The organism is Corynebacterium comes (assembly GCF_009734405.1).
GTDB classification, from domain to species: Bacteria; Actinomycetota; Actinomycetes; order Mycobacteriales; family Mycobacteriaceae; genus Corynebacterium; species Corynebacterium comes.
This window is the reverse complement of the sequence record NZ_CP046453.1, coordinates 2,542,720-2,567,586: the sequence shown is the minus strand read 5'-3', so window position 1 is coordinate 2,567,586 and position 24,867 is coordinate 2,542,720. Positions and strand designations below refer to the sequence as shown.

18 protein-coding genes, 1 tRNA gene and 1 pseudogene are annotated in these 24,867 nt (G+C 66.5%); 10 read left to right on the top strand and 10 right to left on the bottom strand.

Annotation, left to right across the window (positions count from 1 at the left end; all coding sequences use genetic code 11):
• Positions 1-62 precede the first annotated feature (62 nt).
• Positions 63-1,043 (top strand): annotated as a pseudogene (locus tag CETAM_RS12240) (acyltransferase family protein); the annotation flags it as partial.
• Here the strand turns inward: CETAM_RS12240 and CETAM_RS14040 are convergent.
• The 3 genes from CETAM_RS14040 to CETAM_RS12225 are packed head-to-tail and all read right to left on the bottom strand — an operon-like array spanning position 1,034 to position 4,934.
• The gene (locus tag CETAM_RS14040; RefSeq protein ID WP_156229105.1) at positions 1,034-4,225 is read right to left on the bottom strand and encodes an alpha-(1->3)-arabinofuranosyltransferase domain-containing protein; all 3,192 of its coding nucleotides are present in this window, start codon (positions 4,223-4,225) and stop codon (positions 1,034-1,036) included. The pseudogene CETAM_RS12240 and the gene CETAM_RS14040 sit on opposite strands and share 10 nt — an antisense overlap.
• A 19-nt stretch (positions 4,226-4,244) precedes the next feature.
• A complete protein-coding gene (locus tag CETAM_RS12230) occupies positions 4,245-4,442 on the bottom strand; it encodes a DUF2613 domain-containing protein (protein WP_156229104.1) in 198 nt (65 codons plus the stop codon).
• 18 nt (positions 4,443-4,460) lie between these two features.
• On the bottom strand, positions 4,461-4,934 hold the full coding sequence (locus tag CETAM_RS12225; protein ID WP_156229103.1) for a universal stress protein: 474 nt from the start codon (positions 4,932-4,934) through the stop codon (positions 4,461-4,463).
• A gap of 110 nt (positions 4,935-5,044) precedes the next feature.
• Between CETAM_RS12225 and CETAM_RS12220 the strand changes: the two genes are divergently transcribed.
• The 3 genes from CETAM_RS12220 to CETAM_RS12210 all read left to right on the top strand — a co-directional run bounded on the left by CETAM_RS12220 (position 5,045) and on the right by CETAM_RS12210 (position 8,346).
• Entirely contained in the window at positions 5,045-6,232 is a 1,188-nt protein-coding gene (locus CETAM_RS12220) for a glycoside hydrolase family 3 N-terminal domain-containing protein (protein WP_231587504.1), read from the top strand.
• A gap of 74 nt (positions 6,233-6,306) precedes the next feature.
• A complete protein-coding gene (locus CETAM_RS12215; RefSeq protein WP_231587503.1) occupies positions 6,307-8,007 on the top strand; it encodes a VanW family protein in 1,701 nt (566 codons plus the stop codon).
• Positions 8,008-8,346, top strand: a complete 339-nt coding sequence (locus tag CETAM_RS12210) for a DUF2200 domain-containing protein (RefSeq protein ID WP_156229102.1) — start codon at positions 8,008-8,010, stop codon at positions 8,344-8,346.
• A gap of 83 nt (positions 8,347-8,429) precedes the next feature.
• Here the strand turns inward: CETAM_RS12210 and CETAM_RS12205 are convergent.
• A tRNA-Gly gene (locus tag CETAM_RS12205) sits at positions 8,430-8,503 on the bottom strand.
• Positions 8,504-8,610: 107 nt separating this feature from the next.
• Between CETAM_RS12205 and dcd the strand changes: the two genes are divergently transcribed.
• The 3 genes from dcd (at position 8,611) to CETAM_RS12190 (ending at position 11,544) form a co-directional block, all read left to right on the top strand.
• Positions 8,611-9,174, top strand: a complete 564-nt coding sequence (dcd, locus tag CETAM_RS12200; protein ID WP_156229101.1) for a dCTP deaminase — start codon at positions 8,611-8,613, stop codon at positions 9,172-9,174.
• Between the two features lie 74 nt (positions 9,175-9,248).
• Positions 9,249-10,571, top strand: coding sequence for a UDP-glucose dehydrogenase family protein (locus CETAM_RS12195; protein ID WP_156229100.1), 1,323 nt, complete (start codon positions 9,249-9,251; stop codon positions 10,569-10,571).
• Between the two features lie 10 nt (positions 10,572-10,581).
• Positions 10,582-11,544 (top strand): LLM class oxidoreductase, encoded by a 963-nt coding sequence (locus CETAM_RS12190; RefSeq protein WP_156229099.1) that lies wholly within the window; start codon positions 10,582-10,584, stop codon positions 11,542-11,544.
• Here CETAM_RS12190 and CETAM_RS12185 read toward each other — a convergent pair.
• From CETAM_RS12185 to CETAM_RS12165, 5 genes are all read right to left on the bottom strand, one after another.
• A complete protein-coding gene (locus CETAM_RS12185; protein WP_156229098.1) occupies positions 11,528-12,784 on the bottom strand; it encodes a pyridoxal phosphate-dependent aminotransferase in 1,257 nt (418 codons plus the stop codon). The genes CETAM_RS12190 and CETAM_RS12185 overlap by 17 nt on opposite strands.
• Before the next feature lie 43 nt (positions 12,785-12,827).
• Positions 12,828-13,457, bottom strand: a complete 630-nt coding sequence (locus CETAM_RS12180) for a DUF1707 SHOCT-like domain-containing protein (protein ID WP_231587502.1) — start codon at positions 13,455-13,457, stop codon at positions 12,828-12,830.
• A 196-nt stretch (positions 13,458-13,653) separates the two neighbouring features.
• A complete protein-coding gene (locus tag CETAM_RS13855; RefSeq protein ID WP_231587500.1) occupies positions 13,654-14,559 on the bottom strand; it encodes a cytochrome b/b6 domain-containing protein in 906 nt (301 codons plus the stop codon).
• 755 nt (positions 14,560-15,314) lie between these two features.
• The gene (locus tag CETAM_RS12170) at positions 15,315-17,264 is read right to left on the bottom strand and encodes an ABC transporter ATP-binding protein (RefSeq protein ID WP_156229097.1); all 1,950 of its coding nucleotides are present in this window, start codon (positions 17,262-17,264) and stop codon (positions 15,315-15,317) included.
• On the bottom strand, positions 17,261-18,994 hold the full coding sequence (locus tag CETAM_RS12165) for an ABC transporter ATP-binding protein (RefSeq protein WP_156229096.1): 1,734 nt from the start codon (positions 18,992-18,994) through the stop codon (positions 17,261-17,263). The genes CETAM_RS12170 and CETAM_RS12165 overlap by 4 nt, the downstream gene beginning before the upstream one ends.
• Before the next feature lie 198 nt (positions 18,995-19,192).
• Here CETAM_RS12165 and CETAM_RS12160 point away from each other — a divergent pair, with 198 nt between their 5' ends.
• The 3 genes from CETAM_RS12160 to CETAM_RS12150 all read left to right on the top strand — a co-directional run bounded on the left by CETAM_RS12160 (position 19,193) and on the right by CETAM_RS12150 (position 23,091).
• On the top strand, positions 19,193-20,329 hold the full coding sequence (locus CETAM_RS12160; protein ID WP_197085741.1) for a helix-turn-helix domain-containing protein: 1,137 nt from the start codon (positions 19,193-19,195) through the stop codon (positions 20,327-20,329).
• Positions 20,330-20,488: 159 nt separating this feature from the next.
• A complete protein-coding gene (locus CETAM_RS12155) occupies positions 20,489-21,442 on the top strand; it encodes an alpha/beta hydrolase (RefSeq protein ID WP_156229094.1) in 954 nt (317 codons plus the stop codon).
• Positions 21,439-23,091: a flavin-containing monooxygenase gene (locus CETAM_RS12150; RefSeq protein WP_156229093.1), complete on the top strand. Its 1,653-nt coding sequence runs from the start codon at positions 21,439-21,441 to the stop codon at positions 23,089-23,091. The genes CETAM_RS12155 and CETAM_RS12150 overlap by 4 nt, the downstream gene beginning before the upstream one ends.
• A 371-nt stretch (positions 23,092-23,462) precedes the next feature.
• Here the strand turns inward: CETAM_RS12150 and CETAM_RS12145 are convergent, their stop codons facing one another.
• On the bottom strand, positions 23,463-24,836 hold the full coding sequence (locus tag CETAM_RS12145; protein WP_156229092.1) for an FAD-dependent oxidoreductase: 1,374 nt from the start codon (positions 24,834-24,836) through the stop codon (positions 23,463-23,465).
• Positions 24,837-24,867 lie beyond the last annotated feature (31 nt).

Here is a 24,867-nt window from a genome sequence, read left to right as displayed (position 1 = left end):
GATCGCCGGAAACGCCCCCGGGCGTGCTCCGATGACGACAACCAGAGCGGGAGGTGTGCCGCATGTCCGTTCCATCCTACAAACAGCGTCGCCTCCCCGGACTGGAAGGACTGCGTGCGGTCGCTGCCTTCGGCGTGGTCCTCACCCACGTGGCCTTCCAGACGGGACTCGACCCCCGCTCGGTGGTCGGTTCGGTGCTCGCGCGCTTCGACTTCTTCGTGCCAGTGTTCTTCGCGCTCTCGGCGTTCCTGTTGTGGCGCAACCATCATGATGACCATGCTCCCGCCACCATCGGCCGTTACCTGCTCAACCGCACCGGCCGGATCATGCCGGCCTATCTGGTGTGCGTGGTGGCGGTGATCCTGTTGCTGCCGGAAGCCTCACAGATGGGCGGCAGGCAGATCCTGGCCAATCTCACCCTCACCCAGGTCTACTTCGTCGACGGCCTGGCCCCGGGGCTCACGCACCTGTGGTCGCTGAGCGTGGAGGTCGGCTTCTACCTGGCGCTCCCGCTGCTCGCGCTGACCCTCGGCCGACTGCCCCGGCGTGCCCGGATCCTGGCGATCCTCGGCCTGGCGATCCTCAGCCTGGGGTGGGCCTGGCTTCCGTTCGTCATGGCAGGCCCCGATGCGGAGACCGGAATCTCCAACCGTCAGATCTGGCCGGTCGCCTACGCCCCCTGGTTCGCGGTGGGCATGATCGCCGCCGAGATGTCGGACAGGGTGCCCGCCTGGGTGCGTCGGGTCCTAGAGGTCCGCTGGGTGTGGTGGTGGCTCGCCCTGGCGACGGCGTGGGTCGCCGGACAGGAGTGGTTCGGTCCGGTGGGTCTCGCGCACCCGGAGCCGGCGGAGTTCATGCGACGTGTGCTGGCGGGGACGGTGTTCGCCTTCGCGATCGTCGTCCCGGAGGCCCTGGCGCCGGGATCCCGCTGGCTGGCAGGCCCGGTGATGCAGACGCTGGGCCGCTGGTCCTACTCCATCTTCCTGTGGCACGTGGCGATGCTCTCGCTCGCCTTCCCGCTCCTCGGACTGAACTACTTCTCCGGGGGTTTCTGGCCGGTCCTGGCGGTGACGCTGGTGCTCACGGTGCCGGTGGCGGCCGCCAGCCACGTATTCCTCGAGGAACCGGGCAGGAGACTGATCAGGGCAGCGACGAGCAGGAGGGCCAGGGCGGCAGAATCACCGGCGTAGTCGCCGCTCGGCCACGGCCCCCGCGCCAGCCAGGCACCCGCCACGCTGAGCAGCACGAACGCCAGGAGTCCGGCGGGGATCAGGGTGACACGCAGCACCAGCAACGCCACCATGGCGGCCAGCAGCCCCGGCCAGCCGGCGACGAGAAAAGCGGTGACCGCCCCCAGCGACAGCAGGCCGACGCCGGTGCCGGGGCGCGGCCCCACCACCGTCCACTCCCCGCGCCTGCCGCGGATGACCACCACTGCGGCACCCAGCACGGTGAGCAGCGCCAGCGCCCCACCACCGAAGAGCAGCCCGCGGTAGGCGGGGTCGCCGGCGAAGGAGAACTCCACCCTTCCCCCGGTGCCGGCGGGCAGGCGGAAGGCCTGGGTGGCGGCGTCCACGACGAGCGGCTCGAGGGGCAGCCCCGCCACGCTGGCCTGCAGGCCGGGGTTGGCGGACCGCCCGGTGAGCAGTATCCGGTCGGTGTCGTCGGCGGCCGCGATGTCCCGGCCGGTGGACCCGAAGGCGGGTGAGGGGTCGAAACCCTCTTCGGTGAGGGTGACCCACTCCGCGTCGGTGGCCAGGCGGTGCACGCCCGGAGTCAGCTCGACGAGGTCGCCGGGGGAGTACTCGACGTCGTCGATGGTGACGGCGTCGGAGGGGGTGTTGAGAAGCAGCTGCATCGGGCGGGGCGCGGTGAAGTCGCGGATGAGGTGCCCGGTGTCCAGGGTGAGGCGCTGGAAGAGGAACTGGCGCACGTCCGGTGAGGTGTCCGGCACGGTGACTACGCGTTCGAGCCGGTGGTTGTCGATGGTGATCTCGGAGAGACCGACGGGTTGGGGGCCGGTGAGCGTCACACGCAGGGTGTCGTAGGTGCCGCGCAGGTGGAATGTCGTCGGTTCCTCGCCGATCTCGACTGTCCGGCCGTTGAGGTCGATCGTGGTGTCATCCGTGGCCGCGATGGTGACGGCGGGGTCAGCCAGCTGTCGGTCGGGGGCCAGCTCCAGCCACTGCCCGTCCGGCGGTCCCGGGGTGGGCCACCAGGCGGTGTCCGGCTCACCGTCCACGGCGGCGGTGATCGAGCGGGCGGCGTCGGCGCCGCCGAAACTGCCGGCGTCGGCCGCTGATGAGCTGGCGGTGACGGTGCCGCCGTGGGTCTGCACCCGCGTGAACGGGCCGGCCGAGGGGTAGTCGGGCACGGCGTTGCGGGAGCCGACGCTCTCGCCGAGGTCAGCGAGGGGTGCGGAGACCGCCCCTTCCAGCGTGCCGTAGTGCCGCACCGTCAGCGCCGGGGTGTCGGTGACGATCTCGGCGTCCGAATCCACGAGCACGCGTGGCCCGGGTCCGTGGATCATGTCCAGCACGGCGAGACTCTCGCCGCCACCGGCCACCCGTACGGGCTGCTGGTCGGTGAGGGCCAGGTCGGCTACGGGATCGAGGATCACCACCTCCAGCTGCTCCTCCGCACCGAAGCGGTGGACCTCGGACCCTGTCGCCCCGGCGAGCCTCTCCACGTCGATCTGCTCCGCGCCCCCCACCAGGTCACCGCGGTTGAGCACCGCGCCGATGCCGAGGCGGCGCAGGGCGTCGGCCCCGGCGGCCGGGTCGTGGTGCAGCACGGCCATCACTCCGTCGAGGCCGCGGACGGCCTCCGGGGGGATGAGCGGGACGGCGTCGCGGACGGCCCAGGGGACATCGAGAAGCGGCTGTGCGGGTTCATCGCGGGTCCAGCCCCAGGTCTGCCGGGCGAAGGACGCCTCCGGAACGATCAGGGTGCGCGTCCCCCGGGCCTGCGCGTTGAGCAGGTTGGTCGCCTCCTGCCAGTAGGCGGGCACGTACTCGTAGGCACCGCGTGGCAGCAGCCGACCCGACCAGGCAGGGGCCATCGACGCCACGCCGATGACGATCACCAGTACGGCGGTCGCTTCCCGACGTCCCGGGTTCAGCACGCCACCCCACGTCGAGGGGATGCGCAGCTGCGTACCGAGGGCGGCCACCCCGATGAGCAGCGGGATGCGCACCAGGGGATCGAACTTGTGGAGGTTGCGGAAGGCCGCGAGGGGGCCGTCGAGAAGCGTCAGCCACTGTCCGGCCAACGGACCATGCGCGGCACCGAGCACAGCCACCCCGGTCAGCAGCATGCCCACCCACAGCCGACGGTGCGGGGTGGTGCGCAGCGTCAACCCCCAGAGCCCGAGGGCGGCGACGGCCGTGGTGGCGAGCACGAAGACGGGGGAGGAGACCAGCAGGTGGCCGGCCTGGCGCTCGGTGTCCACGAACGGCGCCCAGCTGGTGGTGCCGCGGAGAATCTCGATGAGGTTGAGCCACCGTGTGGTCACGTACGAGGATTCGATGAAGTCCGTGAACGGCACCGAATAGTGACCGAGCACCAGCAGTGGGCCGATCCACCACAGGCTCACCAGGAGGCAACCGGCGAGCCAACCGGTGAGGGTGCGCAGCGCGTGGCCGTCCCGACGCAGGAGACGCCAGACGATGACCAGACCCGCGGGCAGACAGGCGGCGATGGTGGCGGTCGCGTTGACCGCCCCCATCATCGCGACCGGGATCGTGGCGGCGGCCACCGCGCGGAGGCCCAGAGGCCCGAGGAAGGGCAGCAGCACCCAGGGGGCGAGCATCACCGGCCAGGTTTCCGAGGAGATGGCCGTGAGCGTGGTCAGCGTGCGTGGGGAGAGGGCGAAAAGAAGCGACGCCAACACCCCGAATGCCGGGGAACCCACGTTGATACGTTGCGTGAGCAGCAGGAACCCTGAGTAGCCGACACCCGTGACCAGCAGCCACCACAGGCGCTGTGCGATCCAGTCCGGCAGTGGATCGGTGAGCACGAAGAACGCCCCGTGCGGGAATAGGTAGCCGTACGCCTGATTCTGCAGCTGTCCGAGCGTGAAGGTGTCCGTCCACGCGTGCGTGGCCTGGGAGAGGAAACCTGCGGGATCGACCGCCAGGTCATGTTTTGTGTCGGCCGCGACCAGACCCGGGGGTTGGAGGAGGCTGATCAGCGCCAGGAGCACCCAGCCGAGGATGTACGGCACGAATCTCCCCCGCGCCGGGTCAGCCCCGGGTGCCGTACTCCGGGCCACCGAGCAGTGCGTCCTCCGCAGGCACGGCGTTGCCCTGCGGAACGTTGTCCTGGCCGGAGAAGGACGCGACCCCGATGACCGAGACCACTCCGAGGGCCACGCCGACGACCGCGCTGGCAATCACCGAGCTCAGTGAGCGGCGGTTGAGGGAATCGGAATAATAGGACATGGCTGGGTATCCTACTCTTCATGACTCCGGCGGGACAACGAACACGGGAATGCCTGCGTTGTGCAGCACGCCCTCCGCGGTGGAGGGCTGCCACAGGGATTTCCATGCGCTCGCGTTCCGGGTGCCGGTGACGATGACGTCAGGTTCCAGCACACGTACGGCGTCCACGATCGCCGACCAGACGGACGTCTTCGCCTCGACCAGGTGGGCGCGGGCGACGAGTCCGAGGGACTCGGCCAGCTCCACGCCTTCCTCGCAGGTGTCACGTGCCCGGGCGTAGGCCGGATCATCCTCCTCGGTGTCCGTCACCCACTCCGCCTGACGCAGCCCCGACATGCCGCCGACTCTGGCCGCCGTGCGGTGCAGCGGCTCCCAGGCGGTGAGTATCTCCACCTCCCGGGGGTTCAGCAGTCGGGCGGCCGATGACATGGCCCGCCGGGACTCCCGGGATCCGTCGTAGGCGATGAGCATCGTCGTGGTCACGGGCGACATCACATTCCTCTGGAGTCGTTTTTCCGATGTATTCGTGGCCCCAGTCTAACGACGCCTCATGCACACTGTTAGTGTGCGCGTCGCAGTAATCCACGGAAAGGACGCACTACGTGAGCATCATCGGCAGTCATGCCGCCCGCCCCCTGGCCGCCCTTGTCGCGGCCTGTGCGCTGGTGGGCGGTCTGGTCGCGTGCGCGGATCCGCAGGAGCAGCCACCGACGACGACGTCGGCTGCGGCGACGTCGGCCAGCGCGACGGTGCCCACCCCGGGCCTGGCCCCGGAACCCTCCGGGGTCGCCGGTGCGCGCGTGCCCGGGGAACAGCGCGCGAAGGCCGCGTCGCTCATGGTCGTCGGCGTGAACAACTACGACGATGCGCTGTGGAAACTGCAGCAGGGCGTCGGCGGAATCTTCATCACCAGCTGGGCGGACACGGAGCTGCTGACCACGCCGGGGCGCAACATCGTGGCGCTGCGCGAGGCCGTCGGGCGACCCTTCTCCGTATCCATCGACTTCGAGGGCGGGCGGGTCCAGCGGCATGAACACGTGATTGGACCGAGAATCTCCGCACGGGAGATGGCCGCCACGATGTCGCCGGAGCAGGTGGAGCATTATGCCCGGGAGCTGGGCAACTCCCTGCGCTGGCACGGCGTGACGGTGGATTTTGCGCCCGTGCTGGATGTCGACGCCGTCGGCCTGGACATCGTCGGCGACCGCGCCTTCTCCACGGACCCCCACCTGGCCGGTGAGTACGGCGCGGCCTTCGCCCGTGGACTGGCCTCGGCGGGCGTCACCCCCGTGTTCAAGCACTTCCCCGGCCATGGTCAGGCCAGCGGTGACACGCATCTGGAGCTGGCGGTCACGCCACCGGTGGAGCAGGTCATCGCCCACGATCTGCCGCCCTACTCGATCGCCCTGAAACAGGGTGGCGGCGCCGTGATGGTCGGCCACATGGTCGTGCCCGGCCTGGGCGACGGTGTAACACCCTCCAGCCTCGACCCCGCGGCATATGAGCTGTTGCGCAGCGGAAACTATCCCGGCGGCGTGCCCTTCGAGGGTGTGGTCTACACCGATGATCTGACCGGTATGCGCGCGATCACCGACCGTCACACCCTCCCGCAGGCGGTCGTCGCGGCGGTTCGCGCGGGCGCCGATCAGCCCCTGTTCTCCAGCGGCGGGGATCTGGTCGCGGCGATCGACGCGCTCGATGCGGCGGTCACCGCCGGGGAGGTCCCCGGGGAGCGTCTCGACGACGCCGCGCAGCGTGTCCAACTCCAACTCCTGTCCACCGGCGCCTGAGGCCGGTTCCACCTGCGATGTTTCGAGGGGCGTAGAAGTAGGCAAACCTGCACGTGGCCATTAATGTGAGACGGGTGAGCCAAGCAAAAAGCCAGCGCAGCGGTGGACGGGGACGTCGCATCATCCTCGGGGTGATCGTGGGCCTGATCGCCCTCGCCGCCATCACCTTCGGAGTGGACTACGCCCTGACCAAGGGAAACCTCCCCCGCGGTACCACGGTCGGTGGCGTGGACATCTCGGGGATGAGCCCCGAGGAGGCTCAGATGACCCTCGAACGTGAGCTCGGCGACGTGGTCAACCGGCCCGTCACCGTCAACGCCGGTGACCGGATGAGCGAGTTCGTGCCCGCTCAGGCCGGCCTGAGCCTCGACTTCGCGGAGACGGTCGCACAGATCGGGACCGAATCCCTCAACCCATTCCTCCGTCTGGAGGGTCTGATCGGATCCGACAAGGAGTCCGAGATCGTCTCCGCCACCGACGACGCCGCCCTCGAGCCCGAACTCGGGCGCATGCACGCCGAGCTGAGCGCCGATCCGGCGGACGGCCGGGTCGTGCTTGTCGACGGCCGCGTTGAGGTCACCGAGCCCGTCAACGGACAGATCATCGACCCCGCGGCACTGCGGGACGAGGTCACGGCCGACTGGCTCGACCCCGAGGGCGTCAAGGTCGACGCGGACGTCTCGCCGCCGGCCATCGGCGAGGCGGCCGTGAAGGAGGCCGCTGAGGGGGATGCAGCCGCAGCCGTGTCCGGACCGATCTCCGTGCTCGGGCGGGACGACGTCACCGGCGTCATCGAACCCGCCCGCATGGGTGAGGTGATCTCCTTCGTCCCCGAGGGTGAAACGCTGCGTACCCAGATCAACGTCGAGGCCGCGCAGGCTATCCTGGGTGCAGCACTCTCCACCACCGAGTCCACCCGCCAGGACGCCCGCATCAGCTTCGCGGGCGGCTCCCGCCAGATCACCCCGCACATCGACGGCGTCAAGATCAACTGGGAGGCCACCCTCGAGGGCTTCAACGACCGCCTCCTGAGCCGATCCCCCGAGGACCGGGAGTGGGAGGCCGTCTACGAGGACGACCCGGCCGATTTCACCACCGAGATGGCACAGACCGCCACCTTCGACGAGGTCGTCGGAGAGTTCACCACCTCCGGCTACTCCGCGGCCTCCGGCGTCAACATCTCCAAGGTCGCCTCCGTGGTCGACGGCGCCATCGTCGCACCCGGCGCCACCTTCTCCCTCAACGGCTACACCGGCCCCCGTGGCGCCGCCCAGGGCTACGTCGAATCCGGCATCATCATCAACGGTCGCGCAGGTGAGGCCGTCGGTGGTGGCATCAGTCAGTTCGCCACCACCCTCTACAACGCCGCCTACTTCGCCGGCATGGAGGACACCGCCCACACCCCGCACAGCTACTACATCTCCCGCTACCCGGCCGGCCGTGAGGCCACCGTGTACGAGGGCGCCATCGACCTGCGCTTCAAGAACACCTCCCCGTATCCGGTCCGAATCGAGACTTCCGTCGGTGGCGGCGACGTCGTCGTCCGACTCACCGGTGTGAAGACCACCCAGGTCGAATCCGTCAACGGCGGCCGCTGGGCACCCACCCAGCCCCGCGAGCAGACCGTCTCCGGCGACGACTGCATCCCCTCCGGCGGCGCACCGGGCTTCACCACCTCCGACACCCGCATCATCCGCGATCTCGCCGGCAACGAGATCTCCCGCGAGACGGACACCACGGTCTACGACCCACAGCCCATCGTCAGATGCTCCTAGATGTCTGAGCGGGTCTTCACCTACCCCTTCGCCGACATCTGGAAGCTGTACGTGGCGAAGGTGGAGCGGAAGGGACGGACCGTGGCGGAACTCGAGCAGGTCGTCGGGTGGCTCACCGGCTATTCCCCAGCGCAGTTGCACACCTTCGAGGGCGATCTGCGCGTTTTCTTCACCGGGGCACCCGCCCTGAACAGCAACGTCGGCCTGATCCGGGGTGTCGTCTGCGGAATCCGTGTGGAGGACATCGAGGACCCCCTCATGCAGCAGATACGCTGGATGGACAAACTCGTCGACGAGCTGGCCCGCGGCAGGAAGCTGGCCGGTATCCTGCGGGCTTAGAAGTGCCGGGGGGGGGGGGGAGTTCTCCCGTGGGAACTCACAAGGCCGGGCCCCAGGAACATTCCTGGGGCCCGGCCTTGACATGGAGCCGGCGACGAGAATCGAACTCGCACTCTCAGCTTGGGAAGCTGATGTTCTACCACTAAACTACGCCGGCATCAGTGCAGCTCAGTGCACTGCGAGTTACTTTAGCACCGGCCCGGCCGTTGACGGGAAATCCCCTGGTGGGCATGTCGCCGCCGAGTCTGGCGTAGACTGGCCGACGTGCTTCTTTCAGATCGTGACATCCGTGCGGCCATCGATTCCGGTGAACTGGTCATCGAGCCTTTCGAACCGGACAACATCCAGCCCTCCAGCGTGGACGTCCGCATGGACCGTTTCTTCCGGGTGTTCAACAACTCGAAGTACACGCACATTGACCCGAAGCTGCGGCAGGATGAGCTGACCAGCCTGGTGGAGGTCGAGGAGGGGGAGTCCTTCGTGCTGCACCCGGGTGAGTTCGTGCTCGCGTCGACGCTGGAGATGTTCACCCTGCCGGACAACCTGGCGGGCCGCCTCGAGGGCAAGTCCTCGCTGGGACGCCTGGGGCTGCTCACGCACTCGACGGCCGGGTTCATTGATCCGGGGTTCTCCGGCTACATCACCCTGGAGTTGTCGAACGTCGCGAACCTGCCCATGACGCTGTGGCCGGGGATGAAGGTGGGCCAGCTGGCGCTGTTCAAGATGTCCTCGCCGGCGGAGGTTCCCTACGGTTCGGGCAAGCTGGGTTCCAAGTACCAGGGTCAGCGCGGACCGACGCCGTCGAAGGCGTACCTGAACTTCAGCTGACCGGCCCAGCCGGATTGCCGACATTCATTCTCGTTTAATCCCCAGTTCATGTACGGCAGGTAAGACTTGTCGGTATGCGAATGACTGTCATCGGTACCGGATACCTGGGTGCGACCCACGCGGCCTGCATGGCTGAGCTCGGCCATGAGGTCCTGGGCGTGGACGTGGATTCCGCCAAGATCGAATCCCTCAGGGCGGGCACCGTCCCGTTCTACGAGCCCGGCCTGCCGGAGGTGCTCACCCGGAACCTGGAGTCCGGTCGGCTGGACTTCACCACCGATTACCAACGTGTCGCGGAATTCGCGAACGTGCACTTCCTGGGGGTGGGAACCCCACAGAAGCGCGGTTCCTACGCCGCGGACCTGACCTACGTGCGGGCGGTGATCGAGGATCTCGTGCCGCTGCTCGAAGGTGAGCACATCATCTTCGGCAAGTCGACCGTCCCTGTGGGCACCGCCGATGAGATGCAGGAACTGGCCGACAGCCTGGCCGGGCCCGGCGCATCCGTGGAGATCGCCTGGAACCCGGAGTTTCTCCGCGAGGGTTTCGCGGTCCAGGACACCATCTCTCCGGACCGCATCGTGCTGGGCGTGGGCCGTGGTGACGGCCGCGCGGAGGAGGTGGCACGGGAGGTGTACGCGGCGTCGATAAGCACAGGGACGCCGTTCCTGGTCATGGACCGCGTGACCTCTGAGTTGGTCAAGGTCTCGGCGAATGCGTTTCTGGCGACGAAGATCTCCTTCATCAACGCCGTGGCCGAGATCTGCGAGATCGCCGGGGGTGATGTGACCAGGCTGGCCGACGCCATCGGCCACGACGAGCGCATCGGGCGGAAATTCCTCGGCGCTGGCCTGGGTTTCGGCGGCGGCTGCCTGCCCAAGGACATCCGTGCGTTCATGGCACGCGCCGGTGAGCTGGGCGCCGATCAGGCGCTGACGTTCCTGCGGGAGGTCGACGCCATCAACATGCGCCGTCGTGACCGCGTGGTGCAGCTGACCCGTGCGCTGTGCAACGGCAACCTGCTCGGCCACCGAGTCACCGTCCTGGGTGCCGCCTTCAAACCGAATTCCGATGACGTCCGCGATTCCCCGGCGCTCTCGGTGGCGGGTTCCCTGTCGCTGGCGGGTGCGGATGTCTCCGTGTTCGATCCGCAGGCCATGGACAACGCCCGCAAGGTGTTCCCGACCCTGAACTACGCCGACTCGGCGGAGGAGGCGCTCGAGGGGGCCGACGTCGTGGTGCTGGCCACCGAGTGGGCCCAGTTCCGGGAGCTCGATCCGGTGCAGGTCGGTGAGCTGGTCAACCGCAGGGTGATCATCGACGGCCGTAACGTCCTGCCCGTTCAGGAGTGGCAGGCAGCGGGCTGGAACATCCAGGCACTCGGCCGCAGTCTCTAGCCTGGAGGGCATGACTCCCTTCTCGCTTTCCGACGCCCCCGTCACCTCCCTCCCCGGTTTCCGCCGCGTGTTCCCGCGCGGGCGCCTCACACTGGGACTCTTCCTTCCTCTGGACGCGGGGCGGGCGGAACACCCGGAGGTGGACATCGTCCGCCAGGTGGAGCTGATCCGGCGTGCGGAGGCAGCAGGTTTCGCTGCGGTGTGGCTCCGTGACATCCCGCTGCGCGACCCGGACTTCGGGGACGTGGGGCAGGTGTGGGACCCGGTGAGCTATCTGGGGTACCTGGCGGCGTCGACAAGCGAGATCGCCCTGGGCACCGGCGCCGTGGTGGTGCCGTTGCGGCACCCGCTGCACCTGGCGAAGCAGGCCGCGAGCATCGACCACCTCAGCGGCGGGCGTTTCCTCTTCGGCGTTGCCACCGGCGACCGCTCGAGCGAGTACCCGGCCTTCGGAGTGGAGGAGGGGAAGCGCAATGAGGTGTTCCGTGAGCAGCTCGACGTGATGCAGCAGGCCTGGACCACCGAGAAGCGCGGAATCCGTTGGTCAGGGGGACGCATGTGGGGCGGGGACGTCGTCCCCAAGCCCCTGGCCACGCGCCCCCCGCTGCTCACCGTCGGCTCGTGTCTGCAGTCGATGGCCTGGCACCGCGAGCATGCCGACGCCCACGTGACCTACCAGCGCCCGCTGACCGTGCAGAAGAGGTATCTGGCGGGGTGGCGGGAGGGCGGAGCGGACAAACCCTTCGCCATGTCGATGTCACTCGACCTGCACCCTGACATCGACGCCGAGCCCGGGCCCATCAAGTTCGGCTGGCGCGTCGGCGCGCGTCACCTGCTGCGGATTCTCCGCGAGCTGGAGGGGATGGGTGTGGACCACGTCATCCTGGGCCTCAAGCGCGGCACCCGGCCTGCGGACGAGGTGCTCGACGAACTCATCGAGCACATCATCCCCGATTTCACTGCTTGTAGCTGACCAGGAAGTTACCCAGGCGCTCGATGGCGTTCTCCAGCTGGGACGCCCACGGCAGGGTGACCAGCCGGAAGTGGTCGGTGTGCGGCCAGTTGAAGCCGGTGCCCTGCACCAGCAGGATCTTCTCGGCGCGCAGGATGTCGAGCATGAGCTTGGCGTCGTCGTGGATCTCGTAGATGTTCGGATCCAGCTTGGGGAAGGCGTAGAGCGCACCCATCGGCTTCACGCAGCTGACCCCCGGGATCTCATTGAGCTTCTCGAAGGCCACGTTGCGCTGGTTGAGCAGGCGCCCGTTCTCACCGGTCAGCTCATAGATGGACTGCCGGCCACCCAACGCCACCTGGATGCCATGCTGGGCGGGCACGTTCGGGCACAGCCGGGTGCCGGCGAGCAGCTCCAGACCCTCGATGAAACCACGGGCGTGCTCCTTGGGGCCGGTCAGCACCATCCACCCCGCACGGTAACCGGCCACACGGTAGGCCTTGGACAGGCCGTTGTAGGTGATGGTCAGCATGTCCGGAGCCAGGGTGGCCAGCGAGATGTGCTGGGCGTCGTCATAGAGGATCCGGTCGTAGATCTCGTCGGCCAGGATGAGCAGCTGGTACTCGCGGGCGACGTCGACGATCTTCTGCAGCACCTCACGCGAATACACCGCACCCGTCGGGTTGTTCGGGTTGATCACCACGATGGCCTTGGTTTTCTCGGTGACCTTGGCCCGGATGTCCTCGATCGACGGGTTCCAGTCATCCTCCTCGTCGCAGAGGTAGTGCACCGGCTTACCGCCGGCCAGCGAGGTCGCAGCGGTCCACAGCGGGTAATCCGGTGCGGGGATGAGAACCTCGTCGCCGTCGTTGAGCAGCGCCTGCGTGGTCATGGTGATCAGCTCGGACACGCCGTTGCCCAGGAAAACGTCTTCGACGTCGAAGTCCGGGAAGTTGTCGATCAACTCGTAGCGGGTGACCACGGCGCGGCGGGCGGGGATGATGCCCTTCGACGTCGAGTAGCCCTGCGAGGTGGGGAGCGCAGCGATCATGTCGCGCATGATCACGTCGGGGGCGTCGAAGCCGAAGGTCGCCGGGTTCCCGGTGTTCAACTTGAGGATGTGGTGCCCATCCGCCTCCAGACGCTCCGCCTCCGCGGACACCGGGCCGCGGATCTCGTAGAGAACGTCCTTCATCTTGTTCGACTGATCGAACGTACGGGGGCGTCGGCGGATAGGGGTCGGGGAGTCGGTCTCGCTCATAAGCTCCATGTTGCCACTTGCGGCACCCGTTCGGAAAGATCGACTACTTATCGCCGCGCTCCAACGCCTTGTTCACGAACCCCATGGCCTTGTTCGTCAGTTCCGCGGTCTGCGCCTTCCGCTCGGCCCGCAGTTCCGCCAACTTGTCCTGCTCCGCCAGACGTAACTCAGCCGAACGGAGCTGCTCCGCCGTCTTCAGCTCCCTGATCCTCTGCTTATCGACGGCCCTCGCGCTCGGCACATACCACGATTCCGGCCCCACCTTCATGATGTAGAGCAGGATCCACACCGTAGGAATCAGGAACATCAGCAGACCCGCCGCGGGTGTCACGCTGGTCAGCAGTGCCGAACCGACGATGCTGCCCACGGTGCTCAGGCCAAGCAGTCCGAGCTTCGTCTTGCGCCCCTCACGGTAGGCACTCTCTATCTCCTGCGCAGAGTAGAGCTTGTCCACCTCCATGCCCGGGCGCCCCTGGAACTGCGGAATGTCCCTGAACAACGGCTCCAGGTCCCCGCGCACCTGCGCCCTGGCTATCTCCCCGCACCTCTGGTCGTACTCGTCGACCGTCAGACGTCCCTCGGAGAAGGCGCGCCCCAGCGTGGACATGGCGGCGTTACGTTCTGCATCGCTCAGTCTCATGCCAGGCTGGTTGACGGGGTACCTCATAGTCATGGAACCCAGTGTAATGACGCTCATCGAAGCCGACTTCGGGGAAGTCCCCCATCTTTGCCTTTCCGGGGCATCCCTGAAGGTGCCCGGTGGGCGGGACGGGATAAGGGGTCAAACGTGCGGTGTGGTTCGGGGAAAAATTCCAGGTGCCCGGATATCGCCCCGACCGCACCGTGCACCTCGGCCCCTGGCACACGGATCAGCGAGCAGTCACTTCGCCAAACCGCTTCGCCAACGGAGCCACGAGTGACGGGCGAACAGCGACAAGAGCGACCGCCATCACCACCAGCGACAACACGAAGAACATGAAACCCGTCCAGTTGGTGGAATCCTGGGCACCGTACATGTGGTTCAGGTTGCGCAGCGCGCCGGTGGCAAAAACCAGGAACACGTGGATGACGGTGAACACCACGAAGTAGACCATCACCGGGAAGTGCAGATTCCGGGCCAGGCCGATCGGGAAGGCGGAGTTCAGGGACTTGTTTTCCTTGGGCCAGTACGCGGATAGGCGGAACCCCGAGATGATGGCCAGGGGGGCCGCCACGAAGACGGTGATGAAGTAGGCCAGTTCCTGCAGGCTGTTGTAGTTGACCCAGGAGTTGTGGGTCGGCCAGTCCAGGGACAGGTACTGGAGCCCGGCGGAGACCGCGTTCGGGAAAACCTCCCAGCTGGTTGGCACGATCCGTACCCACTGCCCGGTGGCGAACAACAGGATGTAGAACACCGCGCCGTTGATGACCCACAGCAGGTCCAGAATCAGGTGTGTCCACAGCGTCAGGCTGATCTTCTTCCCGCCACGCTTCGATCTCCAGTAACCCTGCGGTCGGCGCTCCCGGTTGATCTGGACGCCGGTCCTGATGATCAGGAAGAGGAAGAACATGTTGAAGAAGTGCTGCCACCCCAGCCATGCGGGGATGCCCACAGGGGCACTCTCAGGCAGGGCATATTCACCCGGATACCTGGCGACGAACTCTTCCACGGCCTCCAGACCCATCACCCAGCGTGCGATCAGCACAGCAACGCCCGCGACGATGAGGAACGCGAGGAACACGACAGCGGAGGTGGCGGCCCACTGTTTCCGGGACAGGGGGGTCAGAAGACGCAACCGTACCGAGTGTTCCTTCGGCTTCTTGTTCCCGTCCTGTTCTTCGGCCGCCGAGTTTCGCTCCGGAAGGGTCTCTGCCACTGGTTTGGGAGAAACCGGCCCAGGCGCAGCGGTTCCCGGAGCGGAAGAAGCAATCCCAAGGGGAGGAGTGCTTGAACCGGGTGCGGGAACAGCACTACCGGGTGCGGGGACGGCCGCACCCGGTGCGGGAACAGCACTACCGGGTGCGGGAACAGCACTACCGGGTGCGGGAACAGCACTACCGGGTGCGGGAACAGCGCTACCGGGTGCGGGAACAGCGCCACCGGGAACGGCCGGAACAGCGCCACCGGGAACGGGGACGGCACCGCCCGGCGCGGGAACGGCACCACCGGGTGCGGGAACAGCACTACCGGGTGCGGGGACGGCGCCACCCGGCGCAGGAACAGCACCACCCGGCGCAGGAACGGCGGATCCAGGCGGGGACGGGAATTGGTTGTTCTTCTTGGTTTCTGAGGTGCCGTCCATAATCAATGCCGTTTCCTGCTGCAGGGGTTGAGGGTGGGGTCGGGTGGAACGATTGTCAGTGACGAGGTTATCTGTCGAGGAAATATTTTCCATATTTCCGCGGACTTCAATTCCGTCCCTGGTGAGACGAATGTCGGGGGATTCCGGCCGCCGGAATTATGAACTGAATAGTCTATATTTAAGGTACCAAGAAGTCTAGATTTGGCCGGCGCGCCGGACGGGCGGCGGGGAGCCGGTGGAACCCGTCCTCATCCCTCCGACTCGAACTGCGACTGGTGCAGGCGGAAGTACGCGCCCTGCGCCTTGAGCAGTGATGTGTGATCGCCCTGCTCGACGATGCGGCCGTTCTCCATGACGAGGATGAGGTCGGCGTCGCGGATCGTCGAGAGGCGGTGGGCGATGACGAAGGAGGTGCGGTCGGCGCGCAGGGCACCCATCGCGCGCTGGACCAGGACTTCGGTGCGGGTGTCCACCGATGAGGTCGCCTCATCCAGGATGAGCAGCGCGGGCTGGGCCAGGAAGGCGCGCGCGATGGTGATCAGCTGGCGTTCGCCGGTGGAGAGGGAACCGCCGTCCTGCGAGATTTCCGTGTCATAGCCCGTGGGGAGGGAATGGACGAAACGGTCGACGTAGGTGGCCTTCGCGGCCGCGATGACCTCGTCGTCGGTGGCGTCGAGACGTCCGTAGCGGATGTTGTCCATGATGGTGCCCTCGAAGAGCACGGCGTCCTGGAGCACCATGCCCACCTGGGAGCGGAGATCGCGACGGGACAGCGATGAGACGTCCACGCCGTCGAGCAGGATCTGACCGGAGTCGATGTCGTAGAAGCGCATGATGAGGTTGACCAGGGTGGTCTTGCCGGCGCCGGTGGGGCCGACGATGGCGGCGGTCTGGCCGGGTTCGACACGCAGGTTGAGGTTCCGGATGAGCTCTTCGTCCTCGGTATAGGAGAAGGACACGTCCCTGAACTCCACCAGGCCACGGGCGCGACCGTCGACGGCGGCGGTGACGTGGTCGGGGGACTGGGAGGGGGCGTCGAGAAGCTCGAAGACGCGTTCGGCGGATGCGACGCCGGACTGGAGCATCTGCATCATGCCGGCGAGCTGGCCGAGGGGCTGGTTGAACTCCCGGGAGTACTGGATGAACGCGGTGGCGTCCCCGAGTGTCATCTGCCCCTGGGCCACGCGGAGACCGCCGAGGACGGCGATGCCCACATAGGAGAGGTAGGAGATGAACTGCATGATCGGCATCATCATGCCGGCGAGGAACTGGGCGGAGGTGGCGGAGCGGTAGAGCTCGCCGTTGCGCTCGTCGAACTCCTCGGCCATGACATCGCCGCGGCCGAAGACCTGGACGAGGTCGTGGCCGGAGAAGGACTCCTCGATGTGGCCGTTGAGGTGGCCGGTGGACTTCCACTGGGTGGCGAACTGCTTCTGCGAACGCGTGCCGATAACAGCCATGACCACACCCGTCAGCGGAATCGCGAGGAGTGCCAGCAGCGCGAGCTGCCAGGACACGGAGAACATCATGATGACGATGCCGATGATCAGCAGCACCGAGTACACCAGCTGGGAGAACGCCTGCTGGAGGGCCTGCTGGACATTGTCGACGTCGTTGGTGGTGCGCGAGAGCAGGTCACCGCGCTGGTGGGAGTCGAAGTAGTCCAGGGGGAGTGAGTTGATCTTGGTCTCCACGTCGGCGCGGAGGCCGTGGACGACCTTCATCACCAGGTCGTTGAGGATGCGGGCCTGCAGCCACATGAACACCGAGGAACCGGCGTACATGCCGATCATGGTGAGGATGAGCCATCCCAGGCGGTTGAAGTCGATGCCCTGGCCGGGCGTGAGTTCCATCGCCGAGGCCATGTCGGCGAAGGTGTCCTGCCCCTGGGCCCGGAGGCCGGCGATGACCTGTTCCTGCGACATGCCGGCCGGGAGCTGCCGGGAGATCACCCCGGAGAAGATGACGTCCATCGCCCGGCCCAGAATCTTCGGCGCCCAGACCGCGAGTATCACACACGCCGCCACCATGGCGAAGACGACGGTCAGCGCCGTGCGGTGGGGTGCGAGCAGTCCGATGAGTCGAGCGGCGGAGGGCCAGAATGCCTTGGCCTGGCGCGGGGCGGCCTCGCCCCAGCGGGTCTCGCCGACCTTGTCCTCGAGATCGAGTATCTCCTGGTCAGAAAGCTGCCCGCTCATCGTGCCTCCTCCGTGGTGAGCTGGGACTGGACGATCTCACGGTAGGTGGGCGAGGTCGCCAGCAGGTGGTCGTGTGTTCCGCGCGCGACGATGCGCCCGGCCTCCATGACCAGAATCTGGTCGGCGTGCATGATCGACGCGACGCGCTGGGCGACCACGATCATCGTCGCGTCCGCCATGCGGGGAATCAGCGCGGCACGCAGCTTCGCGTCGGTGGTCAGGTCGAGTGCGGAGAAGGAATCGTCGAAGAGGTACACCTTCGGCTTCGCCACCAGCGTGCGTGCGATGCACAGGCGCTGGCGCTGACCGCCGGACACGTTCGTGCCGCCCTGGGCGATCGGCATCTCCAGCCCGAGTTCGTGCTCGTGCACGAAACCGGCCTGGGCGATGTCGAGTGCTTCCCGGAGCTCCTCATCGGTGGCGTCCGGTGCGCCCAGGCGCAGATTGGAGGCCACGGTCCCGGAGAACAGGTAGGGCTTCTGCGGCACGATGGAGACGCGCTCGACGAGGTCCGCGCGGGACATGTCGCTGACGTCGACGGCGTCGACGAGCACCGAGCCTTCGGTGGCCCGGTACAGGCGCGGCAGCAGCGAGAGCAGTGTGGTCTTGCCGGAGCCGGTCGCGCCGATGAGGGCGGTGACCTCGCCGGGGACTGCGCGGAACGAGACGTCGGAAAGCACAGGCTGATCGGCGCCCGGATAGGTGAAGGTCACGTCGAGTAGCTCGATCTCGCCGCGCAGCTGCTGCGGGGTCACCGGCTGCGCCGGTTCGCTTATCGACGCCTCCGTGCGTAGAACCTCGTCGATGCGGCGGGCGCAGATGATGGCACGCGGGAGCATCATCGCCATGAAGGTACCCATCATGACGGCGACGAGAATCTGCAGCAGGTACTGCAGAAAAGCGGTGAGGGAACCGACCTGGACCAGGCCCTGGTCGACACGGTGGCCGCCGAACCACAGGACCGCGCCGGTGGACAGGTGCAGGATGAGCGTGATGGCAGGCCCCATGAGCACGAAGATTCTGCCGATGCGCACGGAGATGTCGGTGATCTCGCGGTTGGCGGCGTCGAAACGCTGTGTCTCGTGGTCCTCGCGGGTGAAGGCGCGCACCACGCGGATGCCGGTGATCTGCTCCCGCAGGATGCCGTTGAGCCTGTCCAGTCGGGCCTGCATCCCGGTGAACAGGGGAATCAGTTTCACGACCAGCGTCGACACGATCACCGCCAGGACGAACACGGAGACCCACACGAGCCAGGACAGGCCGGCGTCCTCACGCGTGGCCATGACGATGCCGCCGATGCTCATGATGGGCGTGGCCACCATGAAGTTGAGGATCATCAGGTAGACCATCTGCACCTGCTGCACGTCGTTGGTGCCGCGCGTGATCAGCGTCGGGGTGCCGAAGCGGCCCATGTCCTCCGCCGAATAGGAGGAGACACGGGTGAAAACCTCCCGGCGCAGGTCGCGGCCCAGCCCCATCGCGGTGCGGGCGCTGAACCACACGGCGATCACGGCGGATATGACCTGCACGAACGCGACCACAAGCATCACGCCGCCGCGGTTCCAGATGTAGGCGACGTCACCCCGTGAGACCCCCTTGTCGATGATCTCGGCGTTGAGTGAGGGCAGGTAGAGGGTGGCCAGCGTCGTGATGGTCTGCAGCACCACGATGGCCGCCACATATCCCGCAAAGGGTCTCGAGCGGGTGACGAGGATTCTGAGCAGTTCCACCGGTTTCCTTGCATCGAGGAGAAATAAGGTGAGGTCAAGGCTAGACCTCTCTGCACCCCGCTGTCTTCCCCTGCTTCTCGACGCCCGCGGGCTACAGGGTCGGGATGGGTTTCCCTCCGGAAGCCCCTTAGTGAGCGGCTACACTCCAGGGTTAAAACATGATACTGGTCACCTGGATGTTAGTGGATGGTGGGATGCGTGGAAGATCGGCTCTTTGAAGCTCATGACCGGCTGGCGGATGACGTGTTCGTGTTGTCCGAGGCCATCGACTCGTTGGTGGAGGCCAGGGTGTCTCTGGAGGATTTCCTCGGCTCCGTGGCATCTCGTCTGAATCGGGTTGTCGAAGGCGATGTGTTCGGGCGTCGTCTACGGGGGACCCCGGACGGCGGTTCCCCGCCGGCGGGTGACGGGCCTGGTGCGATCGGCTCGGATACCACTGACCTCGCTTTCCGCATCCACCCTCCGCTGCCGGCGTGGGCCTCCCGATTCGTCGGGCAGAGACTGGCGCATGCCGTGAGGGTCATCGCCCACCACGATTCCGTCACCCGGGTCGAGGTTGAGGCGGATGATCGGGTCCGCGAACTCCTGAGTGCGCTGGGGACGGAGGCGTGTCGTCAGGACGTGCTCCAGAAACTGGGCCTGGACAATGCCCGGACACTGACTGTCGTCGCGATCGCCGGTGCGGGGCAGTACCCGGAGAAGGCGGCCCGTCTTGCCGAGGCGCTGGCCGGCGGCACCACCGCACCCTCGGCCCGTATGGGGGACGCTCTGGCGGTCATCCTGCGGCACCAACCGCGCACTGACGTGGGGATTCCGACAGGGCTCTCGGTGGGTCTCGGTGAGGCGCTGCCGCCGAATCGCGTGCACGACTCCTGGGAGGGGGCCAGGACTGCCCTGAGGTTCTCCCTGCCCAGCCGCCACTCCAGTGCCCCGCACAGGATGATTGACGCTGTCGTCGTGGACATACGGAAGGTCGGATGTCTGCGGATTCTGGCCGATGCGGTGGACCGGAGGGGCGTCCGGGATCTCCGGGACGTTCAGGCGATCGAGGGGCTAGCCCGGAACGGGCTGCCGGACACTCTGAATGTCCTGGAGGCGGTGGCGGCCACGGAATCGATCCGGCAGGCCGCCCAGCTGGTGCACCTGCATCACAACACGGTCGCCCATCGCGTCGAGGCGGCGGAATCCGTGCTGGGCTTTCCGCTGCGGGAGATCTACGGCCGCACCCGCCTGCTCATCGCCCTGACGCTCTACCGTCTCTCCCGCCGGTCCCAGGGGTTCGGCCCGGACGTGACTGTTGAGCGGCCCCGCACGAGGGTCTCCCTGGGGAATTAGCCATGTGTCACTGTTGTCCCGGAATTCTCCGCCATCTGCCCGATGACCTGACCCTTTCGGGTGATTAACGTCTCCATTGAGTCCAGATGATGATCTGGGTCACACAATCGGACCGAATCCTTCCGGCGTTTCCGGAGGGTGGACAATGAGGAGTCAGAGATGGCTATCGATCAAGCAACCCGGCAGTTCCTGGCGCAGGCCGCGGAGGCGGCCGGCCCAGACGCGAAGCCCATGCATGACATGACCCTGGCGGAGGCGAGGGCCGGTGCCCTGCAGGCCCTGGATCTGATCGGGCCGGGTGTGCCGGTGGCGGAGGTCGAGAACCTCGAGCTGAAGAGCGGTGAAGGGGAAGACCCCTTCGAGGTCCGCATTCTGAAGCCGTCGGCGCAGCCGCAGGGCATCATCGTCTACCTCCACGGTGGTGGCTGGGTGGTCAGTGACATCGTCGCCTACGACGCCATCGGTCGTCAGCTCGCGGTGAACACCGGTTACACGGTGGTACTGGTGAACTACCGGAAGGCCCCGGAAGCTCCCTACCCTGCCGCGGTGGACGACAGCTGGACGGCACTGAAGTGGGTCGATGAGCACCGCGAAGAACTCGCGGCCAGCGGTGCCCCGCTGGTCGTCGCCGGTGACAGCGCCGGCGGCAACCTGAGCGCGGCGATGACGCTGCGGGCCCGCGATGGTGGGGGGCCGAAGATCGATTACCAGGTTCTGGTCTATCCGGTGACCGACGCTGACTTCACGCGTCCCAGCTACCTCGACCCCGAGAACCAGTTGCTGCTGAGCACCGAGACGATGGAATGGTTCTGGGACCACTATGCGCCTGTCGGGCGGCGAACGGAACAGGACGCCTCCCCGTTGCGTGCGGCCACCCTGGAAGGACTGCCCGATGCCTTCGTGATCATCGCCGAGCATGATGTCCTGCGCGATGAGGGCGAAGCCTATGCGCAGCGGCTCAGCGACGAGGGCGTCAACGTGGAGACGGAGCTCTTCGAGGGGCAGATGCACGGCTTCATCTCGATGTTCAACATCCTTCCCTCCAGTGCGGCAGTGATTGACCGGATCAGCGAGAAGGTTCTTCAGCAGGTATCCAAGGAGGTAATCCGATGAGCAGGTCAGTTGACGTCGATGTCGTGGTGGTGGGCGCAGGCTTCGCCGGAATCTACGCCACACACCTGTTGCGCAACAGCAATGGGCTCAGTGTCCGCGGCTTTGAGCGTGGTTCAGATGTCGGCGGCACCTGGTTCTGGAACCGGTACCCCGGAGCCCGTTGCGACGCAGAGTCCATCGTCTACTCCTACTCCTTCGACGATGACATTCAGCAGGAATGGACCTGGAGCGAGCGCTGGGCGACGCAGCCGGAAATCCTCCGGTACATCGGGTTCGTCGCGGACAGGCTCGGTATCCGTGAGTCCTATTCCTTCGACACCGAAGTGGCGTCGATCAGTTGGGACGATGAAGCCGGCATCTGGACCACCACGACCGCTGACGGCGCGCACACCACCTCCAGGTTCGTGATCACCGCCGTCGGTTGTCTCTCCGCCTCGCAGGTACCCGGCTTCAAGGGACTCGACGACTTCGCCGGCGAGATCTACCACACGGGATCCTGGCCCCACGAGGGCGTCGACTTCTCCGGGAAGCGGGTCGCCGTCATCGGTACGGGATCCTCCGGTATCCAGTGCATCCCCATGATCGCGCAGCAGGCCGAGCAGGTGACGGTGTTCCAGCGGACCCCGAACTACACGGTCCCTGCCCGCAACCGTTCCCTGGGCGTGGATGAGACGGCCCTGATCAAGCGGATCTACCCGACATTGCGGGAGAAGGTCCGGGAAACCCCGGCGGGAGTGATCGTCAAGCCGCCGATCGGCAGCGTCCTGGATCTCTCGCCCGAGGAGGCCCGGGCAGAACTGGATCGCCGCTGGGCACAGGGTGGTCCGACCTTCGTCAATGCCTTCACCGACACGATGACGGATCGCGCAGCCAACGAGATCACGGCTGAATATGTGCGCGAAAGGATCCGCGAGACGGTCAAGGACCCGAGGAAGGCTGAGCTGCTCACCCCGGACAACCATCCCATCGGGACCAAGCGCATCTGTGTGGACACCGACTACTACGCCACCTACAACCGGCCGAACGTGGATCTCATCGACGTCCGCAGCAACCCGATCGAAAGGATCGGTTCCCGAGGGCCGGTGGTCAACGGGGAGGAATACCCCTGCGACATCCTCGTGATGGCCACCGGCTTCGATGCCATCACCGGCCCGCTGCTGCGGTTGGGCATCACCGGCCGTGACGGCTGGAGCCTGAACGAGGCATGGGAGGAAGGCGGAAAATCCTACCTCGGACTTGCGGTTGCCGGGTTCCCGAACCTCTTCACCGTGACCGGTCCCGGAAGCCCCTCCGTGCTGACGAACATGATTGTCTCCATCGAGCAGCACGTGGAGTGGATCTCTGAGCTGCTGTCCACGATGGAACGGGAGGGAATCCAACGCATCGAGGCCGCTCCGGAGGCGCAGTCGGAATGGGTCGACCGGGTCAACGCCATTGCGGACCAGACGCTCTACCCGGAAACCGCCTCCTGGTACATGGGTGCGAACATCCCCGGCAAGCCCCGGGTGTTCATGCCCTTCGCCGGCGGCATCGACAACTACCGTGAGATCTGCCGGCAGGTCGCAGCATCCGGGTACGAGGGGTTCCTCACCGCGGACGGTACGGCGTCGACCTCCCCGAAGGCATTCGCCACGGCGACAATCGCCTGATCCGCGGCAGTTGAAGCACTGAAGGCCAGTCCCCCTCTCCGCCGGGGGGCTGGCCTTCAGCGTTGGAAGGAAAAAGGAAGGTGCCCCGTATCCGGTGGATACGGGGCACGGATGGTTGGGGGAGGAGTGCCAGCGCGGAATGTCATCCCTCACAAGCGGATGCCGCGCGCCACAGGATTACATCGACGACATAATCCAGATGATCAGGGCGATGATTGCCAGGACTCCGACAATGGTCCAGATCAGTCCGCTTCCACGCATGTCATTCTCCTTTCGGTGTTTGGTCTCCTCCGATTCTAGTCCCCGAATTCTGTGTTGTCGTGTGATCGGTCACATTTGATCAACCTGTTATTTTCCTTAGGCCCATCAACTCACACGCATACCGGCACGGCGCGGGCGTGGCGGACCATCTCCTCCCAGTCGACGATCTTCTTGCGCTCGCGACCCTCGGCCTCGCCCAGGGAACGCTCCTCGGCGTCGAGCTGGTACCAGCCCTGCCAGGTGGTATAGGCGATGTTGCGCTCCTCCAGAAGCGAGATGATTGCCTCGGGATCGGACACCGTACGGGAGAGGCGACCGGCGGCGGCGTCGGCGAAGAGCATGTCGGTGGTCTGCCTGGCGTCGGACTTGGTGTTGCCGATCAGGCCGATGGGGCCGCGCTTGATCCAGCCGGTGGCGTAGAGCCCCGTCACCGGCTGTCCGACCGGGTCGAGGACGTGGCCGCCGTCATTGGGGATCACCGCGCTGCCCGAATCGAAGGGGACGCCGGGGACGGGATCGGACTCGTAGCCCACGGCCCGGTAGATGGCCTGGACCGGCCAGTCGGTGAAGCGGCCGGTGCTGCGGGCGCCGCCGTTACCGTCGAGTTCGGTGCGCTCGGTGCGCAGGCCGACGACCTTGCCCTCCTTCTCCAGGATCTCCGTCGGCTGCTCGAAGAGGTGGATCTGCAGGGTGTGCGGGGCGTCCTTGGGCTCGCGGATGGCGTAGCCCTCGAGGATCTGGCAGACCAGGTCCTGGGACTTCGAGGCGCGCCGGGCTTCCTCGGAGGCCTCGTCATAGTCGATGTCCTCGGGGTCGACGACCACGTTGATGGTGGGGGAGTGGTCGAGTTCCTTCAGCTCCTGCGGAGTGAACTTGGCCTGGGCGGGCCCGCGGCGGCCGAAGACGTGCACCTCGCGGGCCTGGTTCTGCTGCAGGGAGTCGTAGACGTTGTCGGGAATCTCGGTGACCTTGAGCTCGTCGGCGGTCTTGGCCAGGATGCGGGCGACGTCGAGGCCGACATTGCCCACGCCGATGACCGCGACCTTCTCGGCCGAGAGGTCCCAGTCACGGGAGAAGCGGGGGTTGCCGTCGTAGAAACCGACGAAGTCGGCGGCGCCGAAGGAGCCTTCGGCCTTGACCCCGGGGATGTTCAGCGCGCGGTCGCGGACGGCGCCGGTGGCGAAGACGACGGCGTCGTAGTGCTCGCGGAGTTCATCGACCGTGATGTCCTTGCCCACCTCGATGTTGCCCAGCAGTCGTAGTCGCGGGCGGTCCAGCACGTTGTGCAGGGACTTCACGATGCCCTTGATGCGCGGGTGATCCGGCGCAACGCCGTAACGGATCAGGCCGAAGGGGGCGGGCATCTGCTCGAAGAGGTCGACGTCGATCTGATGCTCCTCGTTACGGATGAGCAGATCGGAAGCGTAGATGCCGGCGGGGCCTGCACCAATGACTGCGACGCGCAGGGACTGCTGGGTGGTCATGTGGAAGTCCTTTCGTAGACCGGTTGGTCTG

What these genes read in the sequence shown, in the direction of transcription:
- CETAM_RS12185 (WP_156229098.1), bottom strand. Translation starts at nt 12,784, where the DNA reads ATGAGCGAGACCGACTCCCCGACCCCTATCCGCCGACGCCCCCGTACG.
- CETAM_RS12145 (WP_156229092.1), bottom strand. Translation starts at nt 24,836, where the DNA reads ATGACCACCCAGCAGTCCCTGCGCGTCGCAGTCATTGGTGCAGGCCCC.
- CETAM_RS12155 (WP_156229094.1), top strand. Translation starts at nt 20,489, where the DNA reads ATGGCTATCGATCAAGCAACCCGGCAGTTCCTGGCGCAGGCCGCGGAG.
- CETAM_RS12190 (WP_156229099.1), top strand. Translation starts at nt 10,582, where the DNA reads ATGACTCCCTTCTCGCTTTCCGACGCCCCCGTCACCTCCCTCCCCGGT.
- CETAM_RS12180 (WP_231587502.1), bottom strand. Translation starts at nt 13,457, where the DNA reads ATGACTATGAGGTACCCCGTCAACCAGCCTGGCATGAGACTGAGCGAT.
- CETAM_RS12170 (WP_156229097.1), bottom strand. Translation starts at nt 17,264, where the DNA reads ATGAGCGGGCAGCTTTCTGACCAGGAGATACTCGATCTCGAGGACAAG.
- CETAM_RS12195 (WP_156229100.1), top strand. Translation starts at nt 9,249, where the DNA reads ATGCGAATGACTGTCATCGGTACCGGATACCTGGGTGCGACCCACGCG.
- CETAM_RS12150 (WP_156229093.1), top strand. Translation starts at nt 21,439, where the DNA reads ATGAGCAGGTCAGTTGACGTCGATGTCGTGGTGGTGGGCGCAGGCTTC.
- CETAM_RS12225 (WP_156229103.1), bottom strand. Translation starts at nt 4,934, where the DNA reads ATGTCGCCCGTGACCACGACGATGCTCATCGCCTACGACGGATCCCGG.
- CETAM_RS12230 (WP_156229104.1), bottom strand. Translation starts at nt 4,442, where the DNA reads ATGTCCTATTATTCCGATTCCCTCAACCGCCGCTCACTGAGCTCGGTG.
- CETAM_RS12210 (WP_156229102.1), top strand. Translation starts at nt 8,008, where the DNA reads ATGTCTGAGCGGGTCTTCACCTACCCCTTCGCCGACATCTGGAAGCTG.